Genomic DNA, 23440 nt, shown 5'->3' with positions numbered 1-23440 from the left:
CTTATTGGTCACTCACATGGTGGTCCAACCATTCGCTACGTTGCGGGGGTAATACCAGGTAAAGTCGCCTCAATGACAGGTGTAGGTGCACCTAATAAAGGCTCACCTGTGGCGGATTTAATCCTATCCGCTGAAGGCACAGCGATTGAAGGTCCATTGGTAGGCGTTATCAATTTTGTTTCCAAAGCGATTACCTGGGCACAAGGGCTTGATCCAAAAAGCTTCCCGCATGATTCTTTAGCCGGTGGAAAAAGTTTAACCCTTGCAGGCTCTGCACAGTTTAATGCCAAGTTCCCTACAGGGATGCCAAGTACAACATGTGGAGAAGGTAAATGGGTAGACCAAGGCATTTATAACTATTCCTTTACCGGCGTAGGCACAGTGACCAATTTACTGGATCCTGACGGTGCTTTAAAAGTAACAAGTTTGCTGATTGATGGCGGTAAAGCAAATGATGGCCTGGTCTCCCGCTGTAGTGCCAAGTTTGGTAAAACCATCCGCGATGACTATAACTGGAACCATTTAGATGAAGTCAATCAAGTGCTGGGGCTGAAATCTTTATTTGCACCTGATCCAGTGGATGTCTATCGTCAACATGCCAATCGTCTAAAGCTACAAGGACTTTAATCGCATCGGAAGGCTAAAAAACAATAATTTTGCGGCTTCATATCAACCGTATGCATATTAGCTGGTATGAAGCTTTCAACTTAGAAATCAATAAAAATAAGGGTACAGGATGAAAATTAAAATTTTAATCAGCAGTCTATTACTCGGTAGCTGCTTCGCTTCAGCACATGCAGACACACAGGCAAGTCAAGTCAGTAGCAAAGCTGTTTCAAGCTATGCCAAAACCAAATATCCAATTGTTTTTACTCACGGTATGGCCGGCTTCATCCGCGTGGGCACTGATCAATTTGGCCTGGATTATTGGTATCAAATTTTGCCCGACTTAGCCCGAAATGGTGCAAATGTCTGGGCAACTCGTGTATCTCCGTTCAATTCATCTGAAATTCGCGGCGAACAATTATTACAACAAGTGGAAGAAATCCGTGCCATCACTGGTGCAGAAAAAGTCAATTTGATTGGCCACTCTCACGGTGGACCCACCATTCGCTATATTGCCGGTATTAAACCGCAATATGTAGCTTCATTAACCACAGTGGGTGCAACCAATAAAGGCTCACCTGTCTCCAATTTAATTTTGACGGTTCGTGATGCGGCACCCATTTTAGAAACACCGGTGACTTCCGTGGTGAATGCACTGTCCAAAGCCATTGTATGGGCTCAAGGTTTAGATCCGAACAGCTATCCACATGATTCCCTCGCCAGTGCCAACAGCTTAAGTACTTCTGGCTCTGCAAAGTTCGCACAGCAATATCCGCTGGGTATGCCAAGTAGTGCATGCGGTGAAGGTGCTGCAGTGGAACAAGGCATTTACAATTATTCCTTTACCGGTATAGGCACCGTAACCAATCTGCTGGATGTCGACTCTGTACTGAAAGCCACCAGTTTGTTGATTGATGGCGGCCGTGATAATGACGGTTTGGTGCCTCGCTGTAGCGCCAAATTTGGTAAAACCATTCGGGATGACTACAACTGGAACCACCTGGATGAGGTCAATCAAGTGCTTGGATTGAAAGCTACCTTTGCACCTGATCCGGTAGATGTCTATCGCCAGCATGCCAACCGCTTAAAACTGCAAGGCTTATAATCCACTTAAATTTCAGACATAAAAAATGCGCCAAAAGGCGCATTTTTTACTCGTATAAAACTTAAAATTAAGCTTTAACTTTACGAGCTGGCAATTTTTCACGAATACGTGCAGCTTTACCAGACAATTCGCGTAGGTAGTAAAGTTTAGCACGACGAACGTCACCACGACGTTTCACTTCGATACCAGCAACGATTGGTGAGTGAGTTTGGAATACACGCTCAACACCAACACCGCTAGAAATTTTACGTACTGTGAACGCAGAGTTCAAACCACGGTTTTTCTTAGCAATTACAACACCTTCAAAAGCCTGAAGACGCTCACGGTCGCCCTCTTTAACTTTTACAGAAACAATAACTGTATCACCTGGTGCAAAAGCAGGGATGTCTTGTTTCAATTGTGCATTTTCAATTACTTGAACTAAAGGATGCTTACCGCTCATGGGGTATCTCCAATAATGTGTGGCTCAGAAGGGTCTGAATTCCACTGGATATAGAGGCTAAAGCGCATATACCCGATTATATTTCTTTTTATGCTTGACCGCTTCAATGCATAAAAAGCCTATTAACGAATACGATTAAGTATTCAAATCTCGTAGCCATTTTTTTTGCTGGCTGGTCAGCTCAACTTTTTCCACAAGCTCTGGCCTGCGTTCCAAGGTGCGTTGATAGCGCTGCAAAAACCGCCATTTTTCAATATTGGCATGATGCCCGGATTTAAGTACTTCAGGCACCTCCAAACCTTCAAAATGGTCTGGCTTGGTATATTGTGGGCAATCTAAAAGACCATCCACAAATGAGTCTTGCACGTGAGATTGTTCATCTGACATGGCACCCGGAAGTCTCCGGATAATACTGTCCAATAAAACCATCGCAGGCAGTTCACCACCCGACAAGACGTAATCTCCAATTGACCATTCCTGATCAACATAATGCTGGATCAAACGTTCATCGACCCCTTCATAACGTCCACACAGTACAATCAATCCGTCATATTGAACAAAATCTTGTACCGCAGCTTCGTTTAAGGTTTTACCTTGCGGTGACATATACACCACAGGCACGTTCACCGCTCCTGCTTCTTGCGCAAGCTCTTTGGCATGGTTGATTGCTTTTGACAGAGGTTCTGCCATCATCACCATACCGGGACCACCACCAAATGGACGTTCATCCACTCTTTTGTAGTTGCCCTCAGCATAATCGCGTGGATTAATACAAGTGACTTGTACTATTTCACGTTTCGCCGCACGCCCGCTAATACCATAGGCTGTAATCGCTTCAAACATTTCAGGAAAAAGCGTAATGACTGCAAAAAACATCGCAGACTCCCGTATTTCCGAAAAATTGTTAGTAGTCTACGCCCCAATTAACGTAGATACGACCAGCTTCAATATCAACGCGTTGTACCACATCTTTATGCCATGGAATCATACGCTCTTCAGCATCAACGCTGTCTGGTGTTGCGTGAACCACCATCACATCATTGGCACCGGTCTCAAACAGTTCATGGATTTTACCAAGATTGACTTCCTGGTCTTCTTCATTCAGACCTAACACAGTTAAGCCTTTTAAATCTGACCAGTAATACTCGTCCACACCTGCTTTCGGAAGCTGCGCTTTTGAAATCCAGACATTTGCGCCAACCAGTTCATCCGCTGCAGTACGATCACTCACACCTTTTAGCGAAACAACCAGGCCTTTGCCATGCGGTTTCCAACGTTTTACATCTACTGTTTGCCAACCTGCTTTGGTCTCAATGTACCAAGGCAGATAGTCAAAGATGTTGCTCATAGGTTCTGTATTGGAATAGACCCAGAGCCACCCATTTAATCCATAAGCTGAACGTAACTGTCCAATCTGAATACGATCTTCGGGAACATTCTGTGTTGGTGTCATGGGCAAACTACTACCTAATTTATATAAAAATTATGCAGCAGCTGCAGCTTTCTTAGCTTGAGCAGCTAAAGAAGCAACACGTTCAGAAGGTTGAGCACCTTGTGCTACCCAGTGAGCAAAACGGTCAGCATCTAAACGAAGTTTTTCTGCTTTACCTTGAGCTGTAGGGTTGAAGAAACCAATACGTTCGATGAAACGACCGTCACGCGCATTGCGGCTATCAGTTACAATAATTTGATAGAACGGACGTTTTTTAGCACCACCGCGTGCAAGACGAATAACTACCATGATACAACCTTATAGTTTTTACGGATTATCCCTGTACCGACCATCGATACATTTCAAACCCCTTTCATAGAGGGCAATATTTTACGTTATATTTGCGTTGAAAGAAAGATCAAATTTCAGGTTATCCACAGTTTGAATTTATTTCTCAGACCAAGCTAAACAAATATCCGTTGTAGATGGGATGTCTTTACCTTTATACCAACATTGAGTACCAGCATTGGTAAGAGTTAATGCACCATCATCTTTCTGAATACTTGTTGAAATCGGTGTGGCTGTTAATGTCCAAGATGAATTTGGCGTATTTGTTATGGTCAAATTATAAATGGCTGCTCCACTTCGCGGTGACACTGTTTTTCCATAAACATTTGGATTGGTAAGTGGATTTGTTGCATAACCCGAATTGGTATTACTTTTCCCATAATCTCCATTCGCTAATTTATATGACTGCAATTTTTGGGCGATTTCCATCATCGTACTTTGGGTTTCAGTACGATTTTTCCTTTTTACATAGCCTTGATAAGATGGATATGCAATTGCAGCTAAAATAGCTAACACAGCAATAACAATCATAAGTTCGATGAGAGTAAAACCTTTAAAATTTTTCATTATTATTTCCACTCCTTGCTATTGTCACCACAACTTGTGCTAGAAATAGTTAACGAATCTTTAGTCATACACTTCCCTCCCCTAGAATCCAATAATAAATATTCAGAGGCTCTAAGTGCATTCCCTTTTAATTGATTGGGAGACGCAATCATTTTCCAACCTTGCCCAATTGTTGAGTCTTCTAAAGCTTTTGTGGAATCATTAATATCAACAATTTTGATTCGATAGTCATAGTTACTTGCAGAATCATAAGGAATATTGATCTCCCCTTTTGTTGAGGTCTGATGTTCCGGAATATAACCCGCATAACTTAATTGCTTCCCTTTATAATTTTCTAAACGCTCAGCAATCTTAAGCATTTCTGATTGTGCTTTTGATTTATGTGCTCGAACAACATAAACTTCATAACTTGGAATAGCGATTGCTGCAAAAATTGCAACAATCACCACTACAACCATCAATTCAATTAAAGTAAAGCCTGCTCTTATATTTTGATGTCCTGCCATATAGTTTATCCTCACCACTCAAACCAACGTACAGGTTTAATTTTTCGTACTTGACTATATGTAGAAAGATTTTTATCAGTTAAGCTTGTATTTGCAGTCGGGCAATTTCCTACACATGCTTCTCTTGTTTCTGCTATTGGAGCGACTAAAGAAGTCGTACGAGGATCAGAACTAGATACCACACCGAAAGCTGGACCATTAATTCCTTGGTAACTGGTTTTCACATATGCAGCACAGTCACCATAAGGCATACAAATACGATGTGTTGTAGAAATACCTGTCACCCCTCCTCCACAATTATTTGCAGTACCTGTTAAGGTTGCTTTAGGATCATAAAGACTGACATATAAATCTCCAGTAATTAACTGAGACTCTTCAAAAGCTCGAGCGTAATTACCTGTATCCACAGAACGTAACTCAAAGCTCCAGCCTCGTAACATGGTACTTCCTGTAGTTAATTTCATGTTTGCAATGTCTGCATTAGAAATTTGTTTGGTTACAGTTTTACCTAAAATACCCGATGTTGCCAATAAATCTGGAGTAATCACCGCAGCCGGCGTAAAAGAAGATTTTTCCAGGTTATTTGCTGCCGCATCTCGGTCGATCAATCCATAAATTTTATTTTTCCCACCTCTTTCCTCTTCGAGTGGAAAACTACGATTACCAGAGCCAGCAGTTACGAGTACAAAACGGTTTTGTCCATCATCAAAGACCGCTGTTGACAAACGATCATAAAAACGTGGAACAAATGGAGTTGTATCCGTTGTTCTTAATTTAGCAAGCGTTTGTACACGAACTGCAATATTGGTATCTGCTGTCTTAGACATTTGATTGTTATTATTTAAATCAACACGGAAAATCTGCCCCCCCAAGTCTGCAAAATAAATCATGTCTGCAAGACCATCTGCATCATAATCACGCACTACAGGTTGACCCACAATACTATATTTCAAATCCGCTTGAGTTGTTTTCTTATAAGAATCAGTTATACCTGAGGTATCTGAACTACTCATCCAGATTAAAGCACCAGTTGTAGCATCCACTACATACAAGACATTTCCATAAGTCGAAGAGGGTTCAGTAAAACTAGCAGCAGGTTTTTCATAAACATCTGCATCATAACCACCGCCAAAAATAAGCACTTTCTTTCGCTCACCTTTCACACGAATTTCAGCAACAGTAGGTTTAGACCAAATTTGTGCCATCCGTTGAAATTCATTTGTTGTTGTAGGTTTAATTTGAAATAAAAGAGCAGGACTTGTTGGATTTAGAATATTTAATCCGTAAAGTACCTTTCCTCCCATACGAAGACCACCATAAATATTGATTTTATTGGCGATGTACTTTGTCGTTGAGGTTCCATTAGATGTTGTTGTCTGTACTTTAAAGGTATTATCCGCTACCCATGGTGCATCTACTCCATAAGCAACCCCAGTCAACGCACCTACACCTTTTGAATTGCCATTTGCTAAAGTATCATATTGATTACTTAAAATTTCTTGAGGCACAAAGACAGATTGTTCTTTGCCTGTTGCCGAATTTACGATATGCAAGCCGCCTTCCATCGACCCATAAACCGTATATTCTTCACGAGTGCCAACTGCATTATTTGATGAAACCGTAGATTCTTTAGTTACCATCAAAGGTGTTGAATGTACAACCCCGCCTAAGAATCGATATGGACTAGCCGGATTTACTGCAAGTGGTGCAATCTCGCTATTTGTTAGTGTTGTTTGTGTCGCAGCAGCAGGAAAAGTTGTTTTATAACCTAAATAATTCAATAAAGCTAAACGCTGATTAACGGTATATGAACCCGTTAATGCACTTGTACCAGTAAAATTAGTAGCAAGATTTTCTGGAGTCACTTTTTTTAAGGAACTACCTTCTAAAATATAGACTTTACGTTCACTATTAATATTACTAATTGCATCAACTGCTGCTTGCGCCGTGGATGGAACCGGAATTTTATTCCATGCACCACCACTGTTAATTAATGAATGGTCAGTACCTGTTGTTTCCGCATTAGACCATAAGTCTTTTGCACTTGAATTTATAACCTGTTGATTATTTTCAAGCTTATAAATAGCATTGCCACTACTGTCCTTTAACGTTCCACCGACAATATTATATTTCTTTAAATTACCTGCCCAAGTACGTAAACTGGTATCTTCCATTGGCATAACCATAGGGAAAAAGCCTTGAGTCATATATTTAGTTTGATCTAAAGGATCACGTGGAACAGAAATGGATCCTAAACTAGAGGGAGTAAATGATACTTTGATATCTTCAACGAACTTAATAATACTGTTAGCAATATCATCTGAATTAGTAGCTTGGTAGAATCCCCCTTCCCCAAAACCAGCTCCTTTTGATCCCCATTTACATGCATTTTTAGCATCTTGAGTCGCAGTAACAGTGTTGCAATCATAAGTACCATCTGATTTTCGCGTTAACCCCTCAAAAGATGCACCAAAGCCTACAACCGCAGTTTTAATTGATACCCCACCTGGATTTTTAGTTTTATCACGAAGTTTTTTAGCATATTCACCTATATACTCCCACCCCCCCGTTTCACCAGCAAACAAATCAGATTTTAAAGTAGGTGAGACCAAAATACCCGTACCTGATGGTTTTGCTGTGAATGTATAAGTAGCATTGTCATTCAAAGATTTATTCATTATGGTACGTGCCATTACATCTTTTGTCGAATTTGGCGCACCGTCAGTTAGAAAGTAAATCCCATTACCATTACATTCACTACTTGAAGCTGCTTTAATATAAGTATTAGTGCCATCAGTTTTTTTACTATCGGAAGCGGAATATGCAAAGCCTCCAACTGTATTATCGCTAGTTCCATCTAGAGAAAAAGGACTGGTACGGTAGGATACTAGACCATTAATACTATCAGGATAACCCCATACTGTTCCAACTACGGGCTCAATATCAAGTGGCTCACTAGGAACTCTAACCCAACCATCAAACCTCCAACCAACGGGAAGTTTTTTGTAAGCATCCCATAAACTAGACATCCCTCCACCTACCGCAGTCTTGAAATCAGAATAGGAAACAGAACACCAACCAGTATTAGGAGAAGCTGCTTGAGTACATGACCCATCGTAAGGTTTATATATGCTTGTTCCCGTTACCGTCTTTTTTGCATCATCCCATTCTGGCCAGTCACTAGGACATTGTTTAACTGTTGCACCTAAAGCTGAAGTGGTACCCCCACCTAATGTAGCGCAGAGTAAATAAACTTGTTCTGTGCCTTTTTGCTTAAGCATATAACCATCATAAATATACCCCATCTTTGTCGATGAGGTCGCTGTACCGCCTGTTCCAGTCCCCATCATATAAGCAGCTGCTTCTGCATATGCATGAGCAGTTGGTGTACCACTGGCTGCCTTAATAATATTTGGATAGGTTTGACTGGAAATTTTTAAATTATCATTTTTTGTGCCATCTTCATCAGTTGTAGTATCAACAGATTTGATTGCTGCTAGTGCTTGCGCAATTTTAATACGTTGTTGTGATGTTAACGCTCCATTCGGCACAAGAATTCGACCTGAATGACCATCTACTAGTTTTGTCGGCACATTACCAATCGTAAGCTCCGTTCTAGCTGAAAATTGCCCCAACCCCATCACTACACTATCACTCAGCTGAGTGCCTGCTAGTAAAGGTAAAATCGCATCCTTAAGTCGTGATAGACGGTCATATTGAGTAATTCCACCCGCAGTACAACCACGTACATAATAAGGAATAACCGTACCACCTATTGTCACACTTTTATAAATGGATGTTTTATTATATGTGGGACTTGTTGTACGTGTATCTTTTAAGTTATATGCCCATTCCTTAAAATTTACAGCTGTTGAATCTTTATAGTCATTTTTATATTCTTTAACATCAACCCGATCACATAATGGATTATCCACATCTCCCGGACTACCATATTGATTATTTTTAGGTAAGACTAAAGAACTAATCCCCATACTTCCTGATGTATCTAACATCATTAAAATCGAAGCCGTTCCTGTAGTATTCCCTTTATATAAACTCAAATCACTCGCCAAAACCGCAGTACTAGTCGGCAATACCATCACTGGAATCAATGCCATCATTATTACAAGGGGTTTTAATTTCATCTTTCTTCTCCCAATCTTCCTGCGCTTAACTTTTGGTTTCGGTTAAACGAACAACATATTCTGCAATCTGCGTATTAAGCGGCACGCCAAGTTTTTTCAGACATTCATGCAAGGTTTCAACTTTTACTTGTCCACTTGTACTCTCTGCTCTATTTTTTAATAACAATTCATCCATAACTCGCTCACCCAAGCAGGTATTCATATCTGTAAGAGTGACAGATGGTGCCATAGCAGGTGCAAAAGAGGTTGCAACAACTCGAACACGTTTAGTATCTACATCTGCTTTTAAATCTGTATTTTTGTTAGCTAATTCAAATTTACGCATTTCCACAGCTGGATCATCAGGATTTACCACTGCGATTTGAGTCACAATAGCTTTACGACTAATCGAAAACATTGTGGCTGGATTACACACAGCACTAATATCCCCAGAAAGAGCAGCACTTACGCCAGTAGAACTTGAAGTAGAAGAACGTTCAATGATTCGGAAATCACCTAAATTAAAGAAAATATTATTTTTTGCAGCGCTATTTTCTATTTCAGTAGGTTTAAAACAGAATTGGAGTTCTTTGCCTTGATTGCCATCTAATAAGACTTGGCCAACAGGCGTACCCGCCAAATTGGTTGCTTCATTGCTATTAAAGTTTTTTTCTAAATGATCTAGTGCCACATCAGAAGTTTGCATTAATAATGTTTGCACTTGTGCATTGGTAGCAAGTTTTAGGTTTAAAATACTGTTGCGTATTGCATATAATCCAATAATTGTCATTAAAACTAACAATATCAATACTGTAATAAGTGTTGCACCCGCTTGGTGATTAGAACGATTTATCATTGAATAATATCTCCTAATCCACCATTACGTAGTGCAATTGTAGTGGTATATACCTGACGCATATAACCGTCATTAGTTGCTGTTATTGTTTGATCCAACACGGTAAAATTCGTTTTCGCAGCCATAGCTACTTTTTCAGCAGATCGGACCAGCCATCCTAAATTCACCCCGATAACAGCTGGTCGATGCCTAACCGTTGCTGAAACTGGTATAGCATTGTATTCATCAATTCCTAAAGTACGGGTTGAACCATCACCATTACGAATAATTAACTGTACCCGCATATATTCAACATTTTTAGCAATCATTTCGCCTGCATTTGATGCATAGTTTGTGGTTAGAGTATTTACAGCGGAAATTGTGGTTGATTCATACGTTTGAGGAACAGTTTCACCTGTAGCGATAAACATAGCTGACGAACAGTTTAAATTTGCTTCATTTTTAGTAGAATCTTTTTTAATATAATATCTTTCAACTACATACCAACCTTTAGTATAACTAGTATTAGTTTTTTCAGGACCTTTTACCTTTTTTCCATCGCATGTAAATGTATTCATAGGCGCTTGGTACATAATTACCAACTGATCACTTTTTCGGTATGCACTAAATGCACTATCATTATTTAGATTCGCTGAAATTAAATTAGTACCGGTAAGCACGGCTGTGCCAACTTTTAGATCCTTTAAATTGCCATCAGCCAAAGGCGTGGCAGAGCCACTGGTTTGATTACTCAAAACAATCCCACCATAAAGTGACTCATCATTCATTGCACCGGCATTGCCATGATTAGCCAATCTAATATTTTTAGTAACGTAGTTCACCCCAAATACACCACTATCTTGCAAAGACGAGGCTGAAGTTTGAATTCGATAATTTACTTGACCGCTAATAAGTAATTGAATAGCTACAGCAACTAAAATTAGACCTAGGGTTAAAGCAATCATTAACTCTATAAGTGTGAAACCAGATTGATTCATACTTTTCATCAATATGCCTCCAACACCAAACAATTTGAATCACTTACATATTTTCCATCGGTTTTTATACATGCATTTTCAGGTTCTTCAGCTTCAGAGCTTGCTTTGGCATTTGTTATAGCTTCAGTATCATTCCATGCAGCGATCAAACATAATCTTTGTTGACTTGTTGAAGTATTTAAACAATTGATTATTCCCAAGGTAATTCCCTTAGTTGCAGCCACATCATTATATTGTTTTAAATCATATAAGGCCTGACTATCCGCATTACACCCACTACTACAATTAGGTAAAGCAGTAGGTATTGCTGCTTTATAATTTCCGGTTGGATTCAATCTTATTTTTTCTGCAAGACCATTTAATAAAATAAGTGCATCAGATCTTTTCATAGATTCTTCAGTCGCCGCAGTTGCTTTAACTTGTAAAGCGGCATATCCCAAAATTCCAATTGCTAGAATTAGCATAGCAACTAGAACTTCCATCAGCCCCACACCCTTTTGGCGAGAAATATTTATCATCAGCACGCGGCTCCTTGTGAAATATCCACAGTTCCTGAGATACCCACTGCTAAAATATAAGACCCTACAGAAGAACAAAAAGTAATTGTTTTAGAAGCACTTAAATTTCCCCGAGCTGAAAAGACAAAACTGTCATCCGAGGTGGTTTTTAGAGTTATTTTTTTTTCAACATTTACAATCAGAACACTAGCTGTTTTAAGGGAAGTTGACATGCTTGTTGAATAATTTGTTAATGCTGCACCGCATTCTGCTTGTGTTATCGCGACAGCTGATTTATTTACTGATGTACAAACTACTGTTTCATTTCTATTTAACATTGCCCGACTTCTTGCCTCTTTTAATGTATCCTTCATATTGTAGGCAGTTGTTTTAAGGTTCTCTTTGATTAATAAATTATTAAAAGAAGGAGCGGCCATCGTTGCGATAATCGCCAATATAGCTATTGTTATCATCAGCTCAATTAAAGTGAATCCCTGTTCTTTTCTTTGCATACTCCCCCCCAGGCAACAAAAATTTACCCTAGTAAAAATAATATCGGACTAAATTACAAAACTGACACAAATAGAGATAAAAGGTATAAAAAAACAGATAATTGCCACAATACAATTATCTGTTAAATTTTTTTAAATTTTCAGAATGTTAAATCATTCACAATTTAGGCCTGAGTTACAGGAATCCGTAACTCTTTCGGCAAACTAAACGTAATATTTTCTTCGCGGCCTGCCAGCTCTTCTGGTGCTTTCGCCCCCCAGTCCTGTAAACGTTGAATCACTTGCTTGATTAAAATTTCGGGTGCCGATGCGCCAGCAGTAACGCCAATTTTGGTCGTTTCATTAAACCAGGCTTGATCAAGCTGATCTGCATTATCGACTAAATAAGCATGTTTGCCCATACGCTCCGCCAGCTCGCGCAAACGGTTTGAATTTGACGAATTTGGGGAACCAACAACCAAAACCACATCACACTGAGTGGCCAAGTCACGTACCGCATCCTGACGGTTTTGAGTGGCGTAACAAATATCATCTTTACGTGGCCCCTGAATGTGAGGGAATTTTGTACGTAAAGCATCAATTACTTTGGCAGTATCATCAATAGACAATGTTGTCTGAGTAACAAAAGCCACTTTTTCGGGATGCTGTATTTGTAATGCTGCTACATCTTGTTCATCTTCAACCAGATAGATTTCACCACCATTTTTCTTGTCATATTGTCCCATGGTGCCTTCCACTTCCGGATGGCCTTCATGACCAATTAAAATGGCTTCTGTTCCTTCACGTGCATATTTCGTCACTTCTATATGCACTTTGGTCACGAGTGGACAGGTTGCATCAAATACTTTTAAACCGCGGCGCTCCGCTTCGATTTGAACCGCTTTCGACACTCCATGCGCACTAAAGATCACAATATTGTCATCTGGAACTTCATCCAGTTCATCGACAAAAATGGCACCACGCTGACGTAAATCATCCACTACAAATTTGTTATGCACCACTTCATGACGCACATAAATAGGTGGATTAAAGCATTCTAGTGCCCGATTGACGATCGCAATTGCTCGGTCGACACCTGCACAAAAACCACGTGGATTGGCCAATACAATTTCCATAAGATCCTCAATGTTCACCCGAAGTTGAGCGGAATAATTTGAAATAAATGCAAACAAACTTCGATCAGCTATTTAGTTTGATGCTGGTCTACTCTAAAATAGAGAAGATATTTTATCATATCAGGAAAAATATCATGTCGGGTCTCTTGTTTGTCGTTTCTGCTGCATCCGGAACAGGCAAAACATCCCTCGTTAAAGCCCTTCTCGACCGTGTAACCAATTTGCACGTTTCTGTCTCCCATACCACGCGCGGTCAACGCCCTGGTGAGCTTGACGGTGTACATTATCATTTTTCAAAAAAAGAAGATTTTCTTGCCTTGGTTGAGCAAGGCGGTTTTATTGAATATGCAGAAGTGTTTGGCAATTATTACGGTACTGCTCAAGCGACTGTAAAACAGCAGCTTGCCAAAGGGCATGATGTTTTACTTGAAATTGATTGGCAAGGTGCAGATCAAGTCCGCAAACTTTTTCCTGAATCCAAACAAATTTTTATTTTACCTCCTAGCCAGTTTGACTTGCGTCAACGTCTTTCCAATCGGGGCACCGACTCGGTGGAAGTGATTGAACGCCGCCTGGGTTGTGCAGTTGAAGACATGCAGCAATATAGCAACTTCGACTATATTATTATTAACGATGACTTTAATAAGGCACTGCATGATCTGGAATGCGTGATTATTGCCAATCGTTTAGTATTATCTCAGCAAGCTGCCCGTCATCAGGAATTAATTGAAAAATTAATTACTCCTATCGAACCGTGATTAAAACTTGAGTCTACAGGCAAAGCATTTTATACTGCCCAGTCTGTTCAAATTTAATATTCAAACGAGAATTCTTATGGCACGCGTAACCGTTGAAGATTGTTTAGACCATGTAGACAACCGCTTTGAGCTTGTACTAGTGGCAAGCAAACGCGCGCGTCAATTGGCACGTCAAGGCATTGAACCAACTGTAGAGTGGGATAACGACAAACCGACTGTAGTCTCTTTACGTGAAATTGCAGCTGGTCATGTATCTAAAGATATTTTGAAACAACGTGATCAAGACTACCAAACATCCAGTCTTGACCTTGCACTTTCTGCAAACAATTTGAATTTAGATGGCTTTTCTTTCCAATAAGAAAAAAAATCTTAAAAAAGCCTAGTTTTGACTAGGCTTTTTTTATTGCATAACTTTTATATTGGGCTAATAAACGTTATAACATAAGGTTAAAGATAGGTTATTAAAGCTGTGTCTTTTTGCTTTTTTTAAATGAAAAATTTGACAAGTCATGCAATATGTTTTTCATTAAAGGGCTAGCGTTTTAAATTGTAGAAACTGAAGTATTAAAGGTGTTATATGCCAGGCCCACAGGTCAGCCAAGCCAAACAACAGCTCAAAATTATTATCGATGCTTACTTAAGTGCAAGCGATGTCGAGCGCGTGCTTGTGGCCTGCGATTATGCCGATATTGCCCATGACGGCATCACCCGTAAAAGCGGCGAACCTTATATTTTGCATCCGATTGCGGTCAGCAGTATTCTTTCGCATATGCGCCTGGATGCCGAAACCCTGATGGCTGCCCTGCTGCATGATGTGATTGAAGATACTGACTTCAACAAAGACGATATTTGTGAAAAATTTGGACGTACCGTTGCCGAACTGGTCGATGGTGTGACTAAACTCAGCCATTCAAGTGATAAAGAATATAATAAAGCTGCATCTTTCCGAAAAATTCTGCAAGCCACCCTACAAGACCCGCGTGTCATTATCATTAAACTGGCCGACCGTTATCACAACATGACCACTCTGGGATCATTACGTCCTGATAAACGCGCACGTATTGCGCAGGAAACCTTTGATATTTTTGTGCCTATGGCGCGTATTGTTGGTATGAACGAGATGGCCGACAATCTGGAACATCTTTGCTATCAAAATCTTGACCTGGATATGTTTAATAATGTGCAAGATGCATTATTACAAACTAAACCGAAACGCTGCGAATATCAGAGCATCTGGGAAAAGAAGCTGACTGAGCTGCTGCAACAACACCAGATTAGCGGTCGTATTAAAAAGAAAAATAATAATATTGAATTACTGCGCCACTTCGTCAAAAACGATATTAATCTACAGGAACTGACTCACAGTCATGCTTTTGAGATTATTCTGCAAAGCATCGCTGACTGTGACCGCCTGGCAGAAATTCTGCGCGAAAATTTCCAGATTTTGCATTATGAAGACCATATTCGCCGTCCATTACCGGGTGGTAACCAGTCTTTAATGATGCGGTTAAAAGGTGAAAAAACTACACTTTCATTGACCATTCAGACCGAGCTGATGCGTAAGGCTGCCCGTTTTGGTGTGGTATTGGGTGAAAATGCACCGCAAGCCTGCCGTTCAGCCATTCAGGCGTCTATGCAGAATCTGAATGTATTGGTAGATGGTGAATGTGCCAAAACCACTTTTAGTGATTTGTTAGATTATTTGCACCAAGAAAAAATCTGGGTATATACCCCACATGGCCATTTGCACGAACTCCCTCAAGGGGCTACCGCAGTCGATTTTGCTTATTCAGCCAGCCTGTTTTTAGGCAACCATGCTGTAGGAGCAAAGATAAATGGGGAAACCCGCCCTCTTTCCACCCCGCTAGTAAGTGGGCAAGTGATCGAGATCATCACGGATGTCTTGGCGACACCCAATCCCGACTGGCTCAGCTTTATTAACACCCAGAAAGCGCGTCGTGCGATACAGAATATTTTGCGGGATCAAGATATTGAAGAACAACAACTGGTGGGTCAGCAGGCTCTGAATCGTGCGCTGAAACTGTTTAATCGCTCCATTAAAGATTTAACTGAATCGGACTGGATGGATATTTTGCAATGGCGATATATCGAATCCAAGGAGCAGCTATTTGAACAGATTGCTGTGGGTGACCTGTTACCGCAATTAGTGGCCAACCATTTGTTTGCACAAGGGCAAAGTCTGGATAATCAGTCCTCTACCCGTCTCATTCAAGGCACTGAAGGGGTAGATGTCAAATATGCCCATTGTTGCAACCCTGTACTGGGCGATCCGATTCAGGGACACCTTTCTCGCCGTGGTTTAATTGTGCATCGTGCCCGTTGTCATAATCTTTTGCATGAACAGCATCAGCATCCAGAAAATATTATGCCGTTGCATTGGACCTCTGAAGAAGTTAATGACATCAGTTTCACCGCTTATTTGAGCATTGATATGGAAATGAGTGATGAACAAGTTTCCGACCTGATTTATCAATGCCGGAAGGAAAAAACCGGGGTTGAAATGGTGCATAACCATGAAGACAAAACCTACGTTAATATCGTCGTGCATAATCGTAAGCAAATTGCGCAGATTATTCGCGATTTACGTATGCATTTTGGTTTTCCACGCATCGTCCGTTTAGCCCAGCCCATCAATATTGCTGAAACCTCCAAAGCCAGTTAGTTCAAACATAAGTAACGCTTATTGAACAATTTACGCTATGATGCATAGAGATAATACAAGGAGAAATCGATGTCCCGCCAAGTAATCCATACTGAAAATGCACCTGCAGCCATTGGTACCTATTCTCAAGCGATTTTAGTTGAAAATACTCTGTACCTTTCAGGTCAAATTGGTTTAGACCCTTATAGTATGGAATTGGTTGAAGGTATTGAAGCCCAAATTCGCCGTGTATTTGATAATTTAAAAGCCGTGTGTGAAGCAGCCGGTGGCTCGTTGGCAGATATCGCTAAACTGAATATTTTCCTGACTGATCTTTCTCATTTCCAGCTGGTCAACCAGATTATGGGTGAATATTTTGCTCAGCCTTATCCTGCACGTGCAGCATTAGGAGTAGCAAGCTTACCTAAGGGCGCTTTGGTTGAAATGGATGGTATTGTAATTATTAATCAATGATTTACAAAAAAATTAAATAGCCAAGTTTCAAAACTCAGTTCTAAATTACCAATTCATCTTGCGCGGAAATCGGAGCAGCACTCAGATTTCCGCTTAGGTGATATTTTTTTATTCAAAAACTCAATCATAATAAATGATATTTCAAATGAATTTCATTGACAAACGATAATAATTATCAATAATATCACTTATCCCATTTCACTTTTATTATGGCTAGTTCAAATGTACGTGTGCTTATGTCGTGGTATTACCGATCAAGATATTAAAGATGCAGTCGCAAATGGCGCGGAAAGCTATCGTAAAATCCGTGACCTGCTTGATTTAGGTACCTGCTGTGGTCGTTGTGCACCTGAAGCTCGTGCCATCATTAGTGAAGAACTTTCAGAAATTGCAGCCCGTATTTCCGTAGCTGCTTAAACCCAGATAATCATAATGACACACCAAATGATCAATAGATCATTTTCTCCTCTCCCGCTTATGACTCTAGGCGGGTTTTTTATGTATCCCGTTAGGTTTAGTGGCTCATATCCTTCTTGATTGCGATTTTCATTTGCTGTTCAATAAATTACTCGCCATTGTTTTGCTTCTTGTTTAAGATAATTGAAATAATAATTTTTTGATTGCCTGACATATTGTTGAGGCAGAAATTGTTGATGGAGAACTTTCAATGAAAGGCAATCGTGATGTCATTAATCAGTTAAATCAGGTGCTTTATCACCAGTTAACTGCCATTAACCAGTATTTTTTGCACTCCCGCATGTTCAACGATTGGGGAATTGAAAAGCTGGGTTCGGCAGAATACAAAGAATCGATTCAACAAATGAAAGATGCAGATAAAATTATTGAACGGATTTTATTTCTTGAAGGTCTGCCTAACTTACAGAATTTAGGCAAGTTGTACATCGGTCAGCATACTGTTGAAGTACTGAATTGTGATGTTCGTAAGGTCAATGAAAATATTGAAGCACTGCAAAAAGCGGTTAGCCTGGCTGAACAGGAAATGGATTATGTCACCCGTGACCTAGCTCAGGAAATTCTGGAAAAAGAAGAAGAATATCTGGATTGGACCACTACGCAGCTTGATCTAGTGGAAAAGGTCGGTATCGAAAATTATATTCAAAGCCAGATTTAAGTATAAAAATAGCCAGTCAATTGACTGGCTATTTTATTTATGAGATTCGCTTGTTAAAGTTTTACTTCTTGGCAACCGGCTGAGCCAATGATGCGTAGTCCAGGTCGACTTTACGCAATTTTTTTAGCAACCAGAGCTGATGTTTAGCTTCCTTCTCATAACCATTAAAAGCCAGGATTTTGGCATACTTATATAAATCATAAGTGGTCGGATAATTCAAAACCACCTCCCCAATTTCCTCAAGCTGTTGTGCATTCACCTTGCTATAGGGATTCATACGAATCCAGTCAATACGGCGGTTAAACTCTTCCAGCAGGTAAATCTGATCTTGATTGGTGATTTTTTCCGGTGCTTTCTCATAGCGTAACGTCTGATTGAGTTTAGGGACCATCACCGAATAATCCCGCACGATCAGAATCAGCAGCAAGAAAAATAAACCGTAAGCAACCCGCATATAATTGGGTGAAAGGGTCACAACCTTGGTATCTGCTTGTTGTGACTGAACCAGTCCAATAATAAAACCCACCGGGAGCAGGAAATACGCATAGTACTGTGGAAATTCCAGCATTGAGTGAATCAATACCGCACCCACCATTAAAATCCCGATCACGGATTCAATGGAATTAACCCGCTTATTCAACTGATAGCCCCAGTAGCCAAAGTAGGCCAGAAAAGGCAGGCCTATAATGAGGCCGTTCCAAAGAATAAAATCGAGAATAAAATTATGTGCGCTACGGATCCATACCGGTCCCTGAACATGATCACTAACCAAGGTATACGCAACACTGGTTTGGTTCCAGCCATAGCCAAACCATGGACGGTCCATAACAGCATGCAGCATTTGATTCCAAATCGCTAAACGCGACATATCCCCTGTTGCACGTCTTGCTACATCGACAGCTTTAATCTGTATATCTAATAATTGTGTTAAATAGCTACCCATTATAGGCAACACAAGAACTAACCCTATAAATACAGATAGCCACGCCGCTAGGTAATACCATTTAATATGGATATAACCTTTAAATTGCTGATAGGCTAAATAAACCAAAATAAAGACACAAGCCACCCATGATGTTCTGGACTGGCTTAATGCTATGCTTATCAACATAATAGATGCTGCCGGAACTAGCCATTTGGTCTGAACTTTTTTTGTTTCGTATAAATATAAACATGCTAAAAGAGACATGAGCAAAAAAGTGGCCATATTATTGGGCTGGGCAAAATTGGCGTAAGGACGAACAGCACGTTGCATATCCACCATTCCGGGGATATAAGCATCTAGCGTTAACCATTGGCAAATAGCAATAATACCCGCCCCTGTTCCAGCCATAAGAAACACATAGCTAAGTCCGGTAAAAATACTTGCCCGGTCCACCTTTTCGCTCGATAAATTATATCCAACTACTGTACTCAGCCAGAATCCCAAGACAAACAACGTACAGATCAGGGCTTTATCAAAGAAAAAGAGCTCACCTGTCCAATATTGAACCAGCGGGATAGCTGCAAGGGACAATATGGGTAAGCTGATCAGCGGTAGTTTAATTTTATCTTTTAAATAAATTGCAGCTAAAACGAAAAGAGATAAAAAGGCAAACAGTTCACCCGTGTAGGTAACCCAAGGCCTGTAATGGATAGGCAAGAGCCACGCCAGTGAGATGAACACACTGGCCAAGAGAAGTAGGAGGAATTTCATGCTGTACTACAGTTAAAGTGCTGCGCAATATGATAATTCAAAAGACCATTATTTTCTGTGCTTTTGAATTATTTCCATGGCCGTAAATCGACAATTTTGACTACTTCACCCTTGGCATCAATAAGTACAGTCATGTCGACAGCATTTGCTTTTAGTGGCACAAATGCATTGGCTTGAGAGTATTTTTCTAAAATATCCTCAACCTGCTTTTCACCATTATACTGTTTAAGTTCGGCTAGATTTTTAGCTCTTTGTTGTATTTGTGCTTTAGCTTGAGTAAAATCGATATAACGTTCAGGTTGCTGAGCAAGAGAAACTCCACCCAATACCTCTGTAAACATATCTTTTTGACGTTGCTGTGCATTTGTTGCGGACTTGACTGCAGCAAATTGTGGTTTACCCCATGACACCTGTTGGAACTGCGATTGTGCCTGATCAATATTTTCTAAAAGAAGGTCATTTTTTCTTATTAATTCAAAACGATCCACATAATAAACCAACCATGCTGGACGGCCTTGCTCAATACTATAAACACCATAACATAAAGCAGAAACCTGCAAGGCAATAATCACTGCAATATCAAATTTAAGTGATTTCTTACCTTCCTTATAGACCAATAAACCCAAGACTGGTCCGACAATTACATCGATTGCCAACAGCATTAAAAAGATATGGGTAACGCCAACTGCGCTTGCTAGAGGAGATGGATACCAAATGAAAAACACAAGTCCAACGACAAGTAAAGCAATTAGAAATGAAATAGATAAATGGCTTAGAAAAAATTTTAGGCGTTTTGACATATTTTTACTTAAACTTATAATTTTCAGGAACTAAACAGTAGCCGATAATTTCAGGTTGAAATTTAGGTGATAAATGAATACCGAAACTTTGCTCCACTATACATTCTTGTTTTATTTTTGAAATATTTACCATAATAATTATACCTTTTGGAGAGAAGTCATTTCTAGCTGCACAAGCATAACTCAATGCCAATGAACTACTTTTAGCGAAGGAAATACTACTTAATTCACCATCAGCTTTCGGTTGAAAACCTTGTTTTTTGATATTTTCAAAATGCGCTTCTGCAGTCCCGTGAAAGAGAATATGATTATTAGTTTCAATTTCATCTGGAAATTGTTGATAACTATTTTCTTCACCCAATGCTTGAAACTCATACTCTTTAATCATGATCTTTTTTATTTGTCCAATAGTTGCTAACTTTCATCCATAAAAAAGACTGGCGTACCAGTCTTTTTAACTTACTTAAAAATTAGTAAGTACCTTTACAAGAACCAGGTAGGTATTTAGCAGGCATTGGGTTTGTTGCACCAGGACCACATTTCCAACCAGTAATAGTTTTACCACCATCAGTTGCAGGATTTAATGCTGTAGTACCCGTTGCAACCATCATTGGTGTTAAATCAATTGTATCATGAGTAGCATCAACCTCACCTTTCAATGTAGTAAGATTACCCTGTACCGTAATAACACCATTTTCATCTACACCACTTTTACCAGCAGCCACACCAGTAGCCGGTGTAGCAATAACGTACTTTGTTGCTTCAATTTTACAAGAATTTTCTAATGTAGTCCCCATATTTACTACAGGCGAATTCTGAACAGCATCCGTTATACTTGAGCGACAAGAAGATGCAGCCAATACAACTTCAGAAACTTTTGCACGAATCGTATAATCCTGATATGCAGGAAGTGCAACCGCAGCCAAAATACCGATAATCGCTACAACGATCATTAATTCAATAAGGGTAAAACCCTTTTGCATAGATTTCATAACATTCTCCACAAATGTTTTGTTAATTTTTATAAGCTTTGTAAGCTAATTTAGCTTATTTATATTTAGCACTAACTGTGCCAAAACTGATTATAATAAAATTGACAGAAAAAACAGCACTTTAAAAAAATAAAATTGTTACAACGTAGTTTTAATGTTTTATTTAGTAAAAAAGTGACAATTTATGTCATTAATCCACCTATTTTCTAGTCTAATATAATCGGATTATTTTCTAATTCGTTGTTTTGCTCTTTAACAGATTGTGCATAAAACTGGGTGAGCACTACACCAATATACTTCACTCCTGTCACCACAGCCAAGCGAAACTGTTGGTCAACCAATTGTGAAATTATATTTTGGCAGATATCATCCCAGACCGCTTGTTCCGTTGCTTGTTGAATCCCTCGATCAATCACAATTTCAACTTTACGCTCACATAAGTTGATATATAACAGTACGCCACTATTATATTCAGTATCCCATACCCCAAGTTCTGCAAATAACTGACGCGCACGCATACGAGTCTCTTGATAATATGCCTGATTTACAGGTAGATGCCCTTCTATGACGACCTGAATTTCCCCGACATGTCCACACTCAGCCTCAGTCACTGCCTGGGCAATTGCATCCTGATCCTGTTTGGAAAAGTATCGCTTGGTAGCAGGCATATATAAAAAATGCTTCAACCAGCGCTTAAAACTTGGCTGATTCACTTCTTCTGTTTTAGGTTGTGTGACAATCTCTGTCGTCTCTGTTGTCGTTACCATGATCCTGATGCCCCTCCACCACCAAAGCCGCCACCGCCGCCACTAAATCCACCACCGCCAAAGCCGCCACCTCGTCCTCCACCACCGCCACGACCGGCAGATAAAAGTACAAGTTGAAAAATGGTTTGCGCAATCGCAGTAATGAGTAAAAAGAAAATTCCCGCTCCAATCAGTAAACTGGTCAGCAGTCCTGCACCATTCACTAAGCCAGCTACCGTACCCGCAACCGCTGCTGTCGAAGCACTCAACCCTTTACCTACAATAAAGGAACCCACAATACCGGCAATTAAAATAAATAGTGCTGTACAAAAGGTTTTCTCTTTGGCCTGTTGTTCATGCAAGGCTTTTTCTTGCCGTTCTTTCAGTTCCTGTGCAGCATTCGCTGCCACTTCAGGATCCATATTTAAAATACGTTCAATCTCAGCCAAGCCTGCATCAATGCCTTGGGCATATTGAGCTTGCTTGAAATAAGGTGTAATTTTTTGATTAATAATCCGACTGACAATAATATCCGGCAATACACCTTCTAGACCATAGCCGGTTAAAATCTGGATACGACGATCATTCACCGCAATCGTCATAAGCAGACCATTATCTTGCTTGGCAGATCCCAATTGCCATTTTTCAGCCACCCGCATGGCAAAATCAAAAATGTCTTCCTGCCCGGTGGTCGGTACAATTACCACACCTATTTGTGCTTTGCCTTGTTCATGCAGGTTTAAAATCCGTTGACTGATCTCTTGCTTCTGACTTTCAGTTAATAAGTTTGCCTGATCTACAACGGGGGTATTTAGCGTTGGCAGTCCACGGATCGATTCCCCCTCTGCCATATCATTGGCAATTTGAGGTTGCTGGGCTTGTTCGGCTGCGGATGACGGTATTTGCTGTTGGTTGGCTGCTTGCTGCTCCTGAATTACTTTCCCTACAATCACGGCTTCTTCGTTATCCGTAGCCGTTGCCACTTCCGCTAAAGCAAATGGACTCGACAATACTACACAGCACATGACGAGCAGTTGTAAAACACGAGCGAGAGAATTTTTCTTTTCTGGAGCAAGCATACATGCATCCTTTT

At 40.1% G+C, this 23440-nt stretch carries 25 protein-coding genes and 1 pseudogene; 8 read left to right on the top strand and 18 right to left on the bottom strand.

Going from position 1 to position 23440, the window contains the following annotated elements; genetic code table 11:
• Both B4C48_RS07210 and B4C48_RS07205 read left to right on the top strand, forming a co-directional pair.
• A pseudogene (locus B4C48_RS07210) lies at positions 1-627 on the top strand (triacylglycerol lipase); the annotation flags it as partial.
• A gap of 109 nt (positions 628-736) precedes the next feature.
• Positions 737-1711 carry an esterase/lipase family protein gene (locus B4C48_RS07205; protein ID WP_291354992.1) on the top strand — a complete coding sequence of 325 codons (975 nt, stop codon included), beginning with the start codon at positions 737-739 and terminating at the stop codon, positions 1709-1711.
• Positions 1712-1778: 67 nt separating this feature from the next.
• Here the strand turns inward: B4C48_RS07205 and rplS are convergent, their stop codons facing one another.
• The 12 genes from rplS to ispH all read right to left on the bottom strand — a co-directional run bounded on the left by rplS (position 1779) and on the right by ispH (position 13087).
• Positions 1779-2153: a 50S ribosomal protein L19 gene (gene rplS, locus B4C48_RS07200; protein ID WP_291354989.1), complete on the bottom strand. Its 375-nt coding sequence runs from the start codon at positions 2151-2153 to the stop codon at positions 1779-1781.
• A gap of 135 nt (positions 2154-2288) precedes the next feature.
• Positions 2289-3029, bottom strand: coding sequence for a tRNA (guanosine(37)-N1)-methyltransferase TrmD (trmD, locus tag B4C48_RS07195; RefSeq protein WP_180082698.1), 741 nt, complete (start codon positions 3027-3029; stop codon positions 2289-2291).
• A gap of 28 nt (positions 3030-3057) precedes the next feature.
• Positions 3058-3606, bottom strand: a complete 549-nt coding sequence (gene rimM, locus B4C48_RS07190) for a ribosome maturation factor RimM (protein ID WP_092820169.1) — start codon at positions 3604-3606, stop codon at positions 3058-3060.
• 30 nt (positions 3607-3636) lie between these two features.
• A complete protein-coding gene (gene rpsP, locus B4C48_RS07185; RefSeq protein WP_092820170.1) occupies positions 3637-3894 on the bottom strand; it encodes a 30S ribosomal protein S16 in 258 nt (85 codons plus the stop codon).
• 138 nt (positions 3895-4032) lie between these two features.
• A complete protein-coding gene (locus B4C48_RS07180; protein ID WP_291354984.1) occupies positions 4033-4500 on the bottom strand; it encodes a type IV pilin protein in 468 nt (155 codons plus the stop codon).
• Positions 4501-4502: 2 nt separating this feature from the next.
• A complete protein-coding gene (locus B4C48_RS07175) occupies positions 4503-5006 on the bottom strand; it encodes a type IV pilin protein (protein ID WP_291354983.1) in 504 nt (167 codons plus the stop codon).
• 11 nt (positions 5007-5017) lie between these two features.
• Complete coding sequence (locus tag B4C48_RS07170; protein WP_291354982.1) at positions 5018-9151, bottom strand: PilC/PilY family type IV pilus protein; 4134 nt, start codon at positions 9149-9151, stop codon at positions 5018-5020.
• A 25-nt stretch (positions 9152-9176) separates the two neighbouring features.
• Positions 9177-9986, bottom strand: a complete 810-nt coding sequence (locus tag B4C48_RS07165) for a PilX N-terminal domain-containing pilus assembly protein (protein ID WP_291354980.1) — start codon at positions 9984-9986, stop codon at positions 9177-9179.
• Positions 9983-10972, bottom strand: a complete 990-nt coding sequence (locus B4C48_RS07160; RefSeq protein WP_291354978.1) for a PilW family protein — start codon at positions 10970-10972, stop codon at positions 9983-9985. The genes B4C48_RS07165 and B4C48_RS07160 overlap by 4 nt, the downstream gene beginning before the upstream one ends.
• Complete coding sequence (pilV, locus tag B4C48_RS07155) at positions 10972-11481, bottom strand: type IV pilus modification protein PilV (protein WP_291354976.1); 510 nt, start codon at positions 11479-11481, stop codon at positions 10972-10974. The genes B4C48_RS07160 and pilV overlap by 1 nt, the downstream gene beginning before the upstream one ends.
• Positions 11481-11972, bottom strand: coding sequence for a GspH/FimT family pseudopilin (locus B4C48_RS07150; protein ID WP_291354974.1), 492 nt, complete (start codon positions 11970-11972; stop codon positions 11481-11483). The genes pilV and B4C48_RS07150 overlap by 1 nt, the downstream gene beginning before the upstream one ends.
• Before the next feature lie 164 nt (positions 11973-12136).
• Positions 12137-13087 (bottom strand): 4-hydroxy-3-methylbut-2-enyl diphosphate reductase, encoded by a 951-nt coding sequence (ispH, locus tag B4C48_RS07145; protein ID WP_291354972.1) that lies wholly within the window; start codon positions 13085-13087, stop codon positions 12137-12139.
• A 134-nt stretch (positions 13088-13221) separates the two neighbouring features.
• Between ispH and gmk the strand changes: the two genes are divergently transcribed.
• From gmk to bfr, 6 genes are all read left to right on the top strand, one after another.
• Positions 13222-13845, top strand: a complete 624-nt coding sequence (gmk, locus tag B4C48_RS07140; protein WP_291354970.1) for a guanylate kinase — start codon at positions 13222-13224, stop codon at positions 13843-13845.
• 76 nt (positions 13846-13921) lie between these two features.
• Entirely contained in the window at positions 13922-14203 is a 282-nt protein-coding gene (gene rpoZ, locus B4C48_RS07135; protein ID WP_131217345.1) for a DNA-directed RNA polymerase subunit omega, read from the top strand.
• A 219-nt stretch (positions 14204-14422) separates the two neighbouring features.
• Positions 14423-16528 (top strand): RelA/SpoT family protein, encoded by a 2106-nt coding sequence (locus tag B4C48_RS07130; protein WP_291354966.1) that lies wholly within the window; start codon positions 14423-14425, stop codon positions 16526-16528.
• Between the two features lie 69 nt (positions 16529-16597).
• Positions 16598-16981 (top strand): RidA family protein, encoded by a 384-nt coding sequence (locus B4C48_RS07125; protein ID WP_092820181.1) that lies wholly within the window; start codon positions 16598-16600, stop codon positions 16979-16981.
• A gap of 222 nt (positions 16982-17203) precedes the next feature.
• The gene (locus B4C48_RS07120; protein ID WP_291354962.1) at positions 17204-17398 is read left to right on the top strand and encodes a bacterioferritin-associated ferredoxin; all 195 of its coding nucleotides are present in this window, start codon (positions 17204-17206) and stop codon (positions 17396-17398) included.
• A 250-nt stretch (positions 17399-17648) separates the two neighbouring features.
• Entirely contained in the window at positions 17649-18113 is a 465-nt protein-coding gene (gene bfr, locus B4C48_RS07115; protein ID WP_291354960.1) for a heteropolymeric bacterioferritin subunit Bfr, read from the top strand.
• 61 nt (positions 18114-18174) lie between these two features.
• On the opposite strand, the gene B4C48_RS07110 is transcribed toward bfr, so the two are convergent.
• From B4C48_RS07110 to B4C48_RS07085, 6 genes are all read right to left on the bottom strand, one after another.
• A complete protein-coding gene (locus B4C48_RS07110; RefSeq protein ID WP_291354958.1) occupies positions 18175-19809 on the bottom strand; it encodes an O-antigen ligase family protein in 1635 nt (544 codons plus the stop codon).
• 68 nt (positions 19810-19877) lie between these two features.
• The gene (gene tfpZ / locus B4C48_RS07105) at positions 19878-20609 is read right to left on the bottom strand and encodes a TfpX/TfpZ family type IV pilin accessory protein (RefSeq protein WP_291354956.1); all 732 of its coding nucleotides are present in this window, start codon (positions 20607-20609) and stop codon (positions 19878-19880) included.
• Positions 20610-20613: 4 nt separating this feature from the next.
• Positions 20614-20997 (bottom strand): hypothetical protein, encoded by a 384-nt coding sequence (locus B4C48_RS07100; RefSeq protein ID WP_151725151.1) that lies wholly within the window; start codon positions 20995-20997, stop codon positions 20614-20616.
• Positions 20998-21079: 82 nt separating this feature from the next.
• Positions 21080-21592, bottom strand: coding sequence for a pilin (locus tag B4C48_RS07095; RefSeq protein ID WP_414631501.1), 513 nt, complete (start codon positions 21590-21592; stop codon positions 21080-21082).
• 215 nt (positions 21593-21807) lie between these two features.
• Positions 21808-22368 carry a TPM domain-containing protein gene (locus B4C48_RS07090; protein WP_291354952.1) on the bottom strand — a complete coding sequence of 187 codons (561 nt, stop codon included), beginning with the start codon at positions 22366-22368 and terminating at the stop codon, positions 21808-21810.
• Positions 22362-23426, bottom strand: coding sequence for a TPM domain-containing protein (locus B4C48_RS07085; RefSeq protein ID WP_291354950.1), 1065 nt, complete (start codon positions 23424-23426; stop codon positions 22362-22364). Before B4C48_RS07085 ends, B4C48_RS07090 begins: the two co-directional genes overlap by 7 nt.
• Positions 23427-23440: the final 14 nt, after the last annotated feature.

The sequence above is a fragment of the Acinetobacter sp. UBA3106 genome (assembly GCA_002365595.1).
Lineage (GTDB): Bacteria > Pseudomonadota > Gammaproteobacteria > Pseudomonadales > Moraxellaceae > Acinetobacter.
The sequence above is the reverse complement of the archived record's forward strand: the minus strand, read 5'-3'. Positions and strand labels throughout refer to the sequence as shown.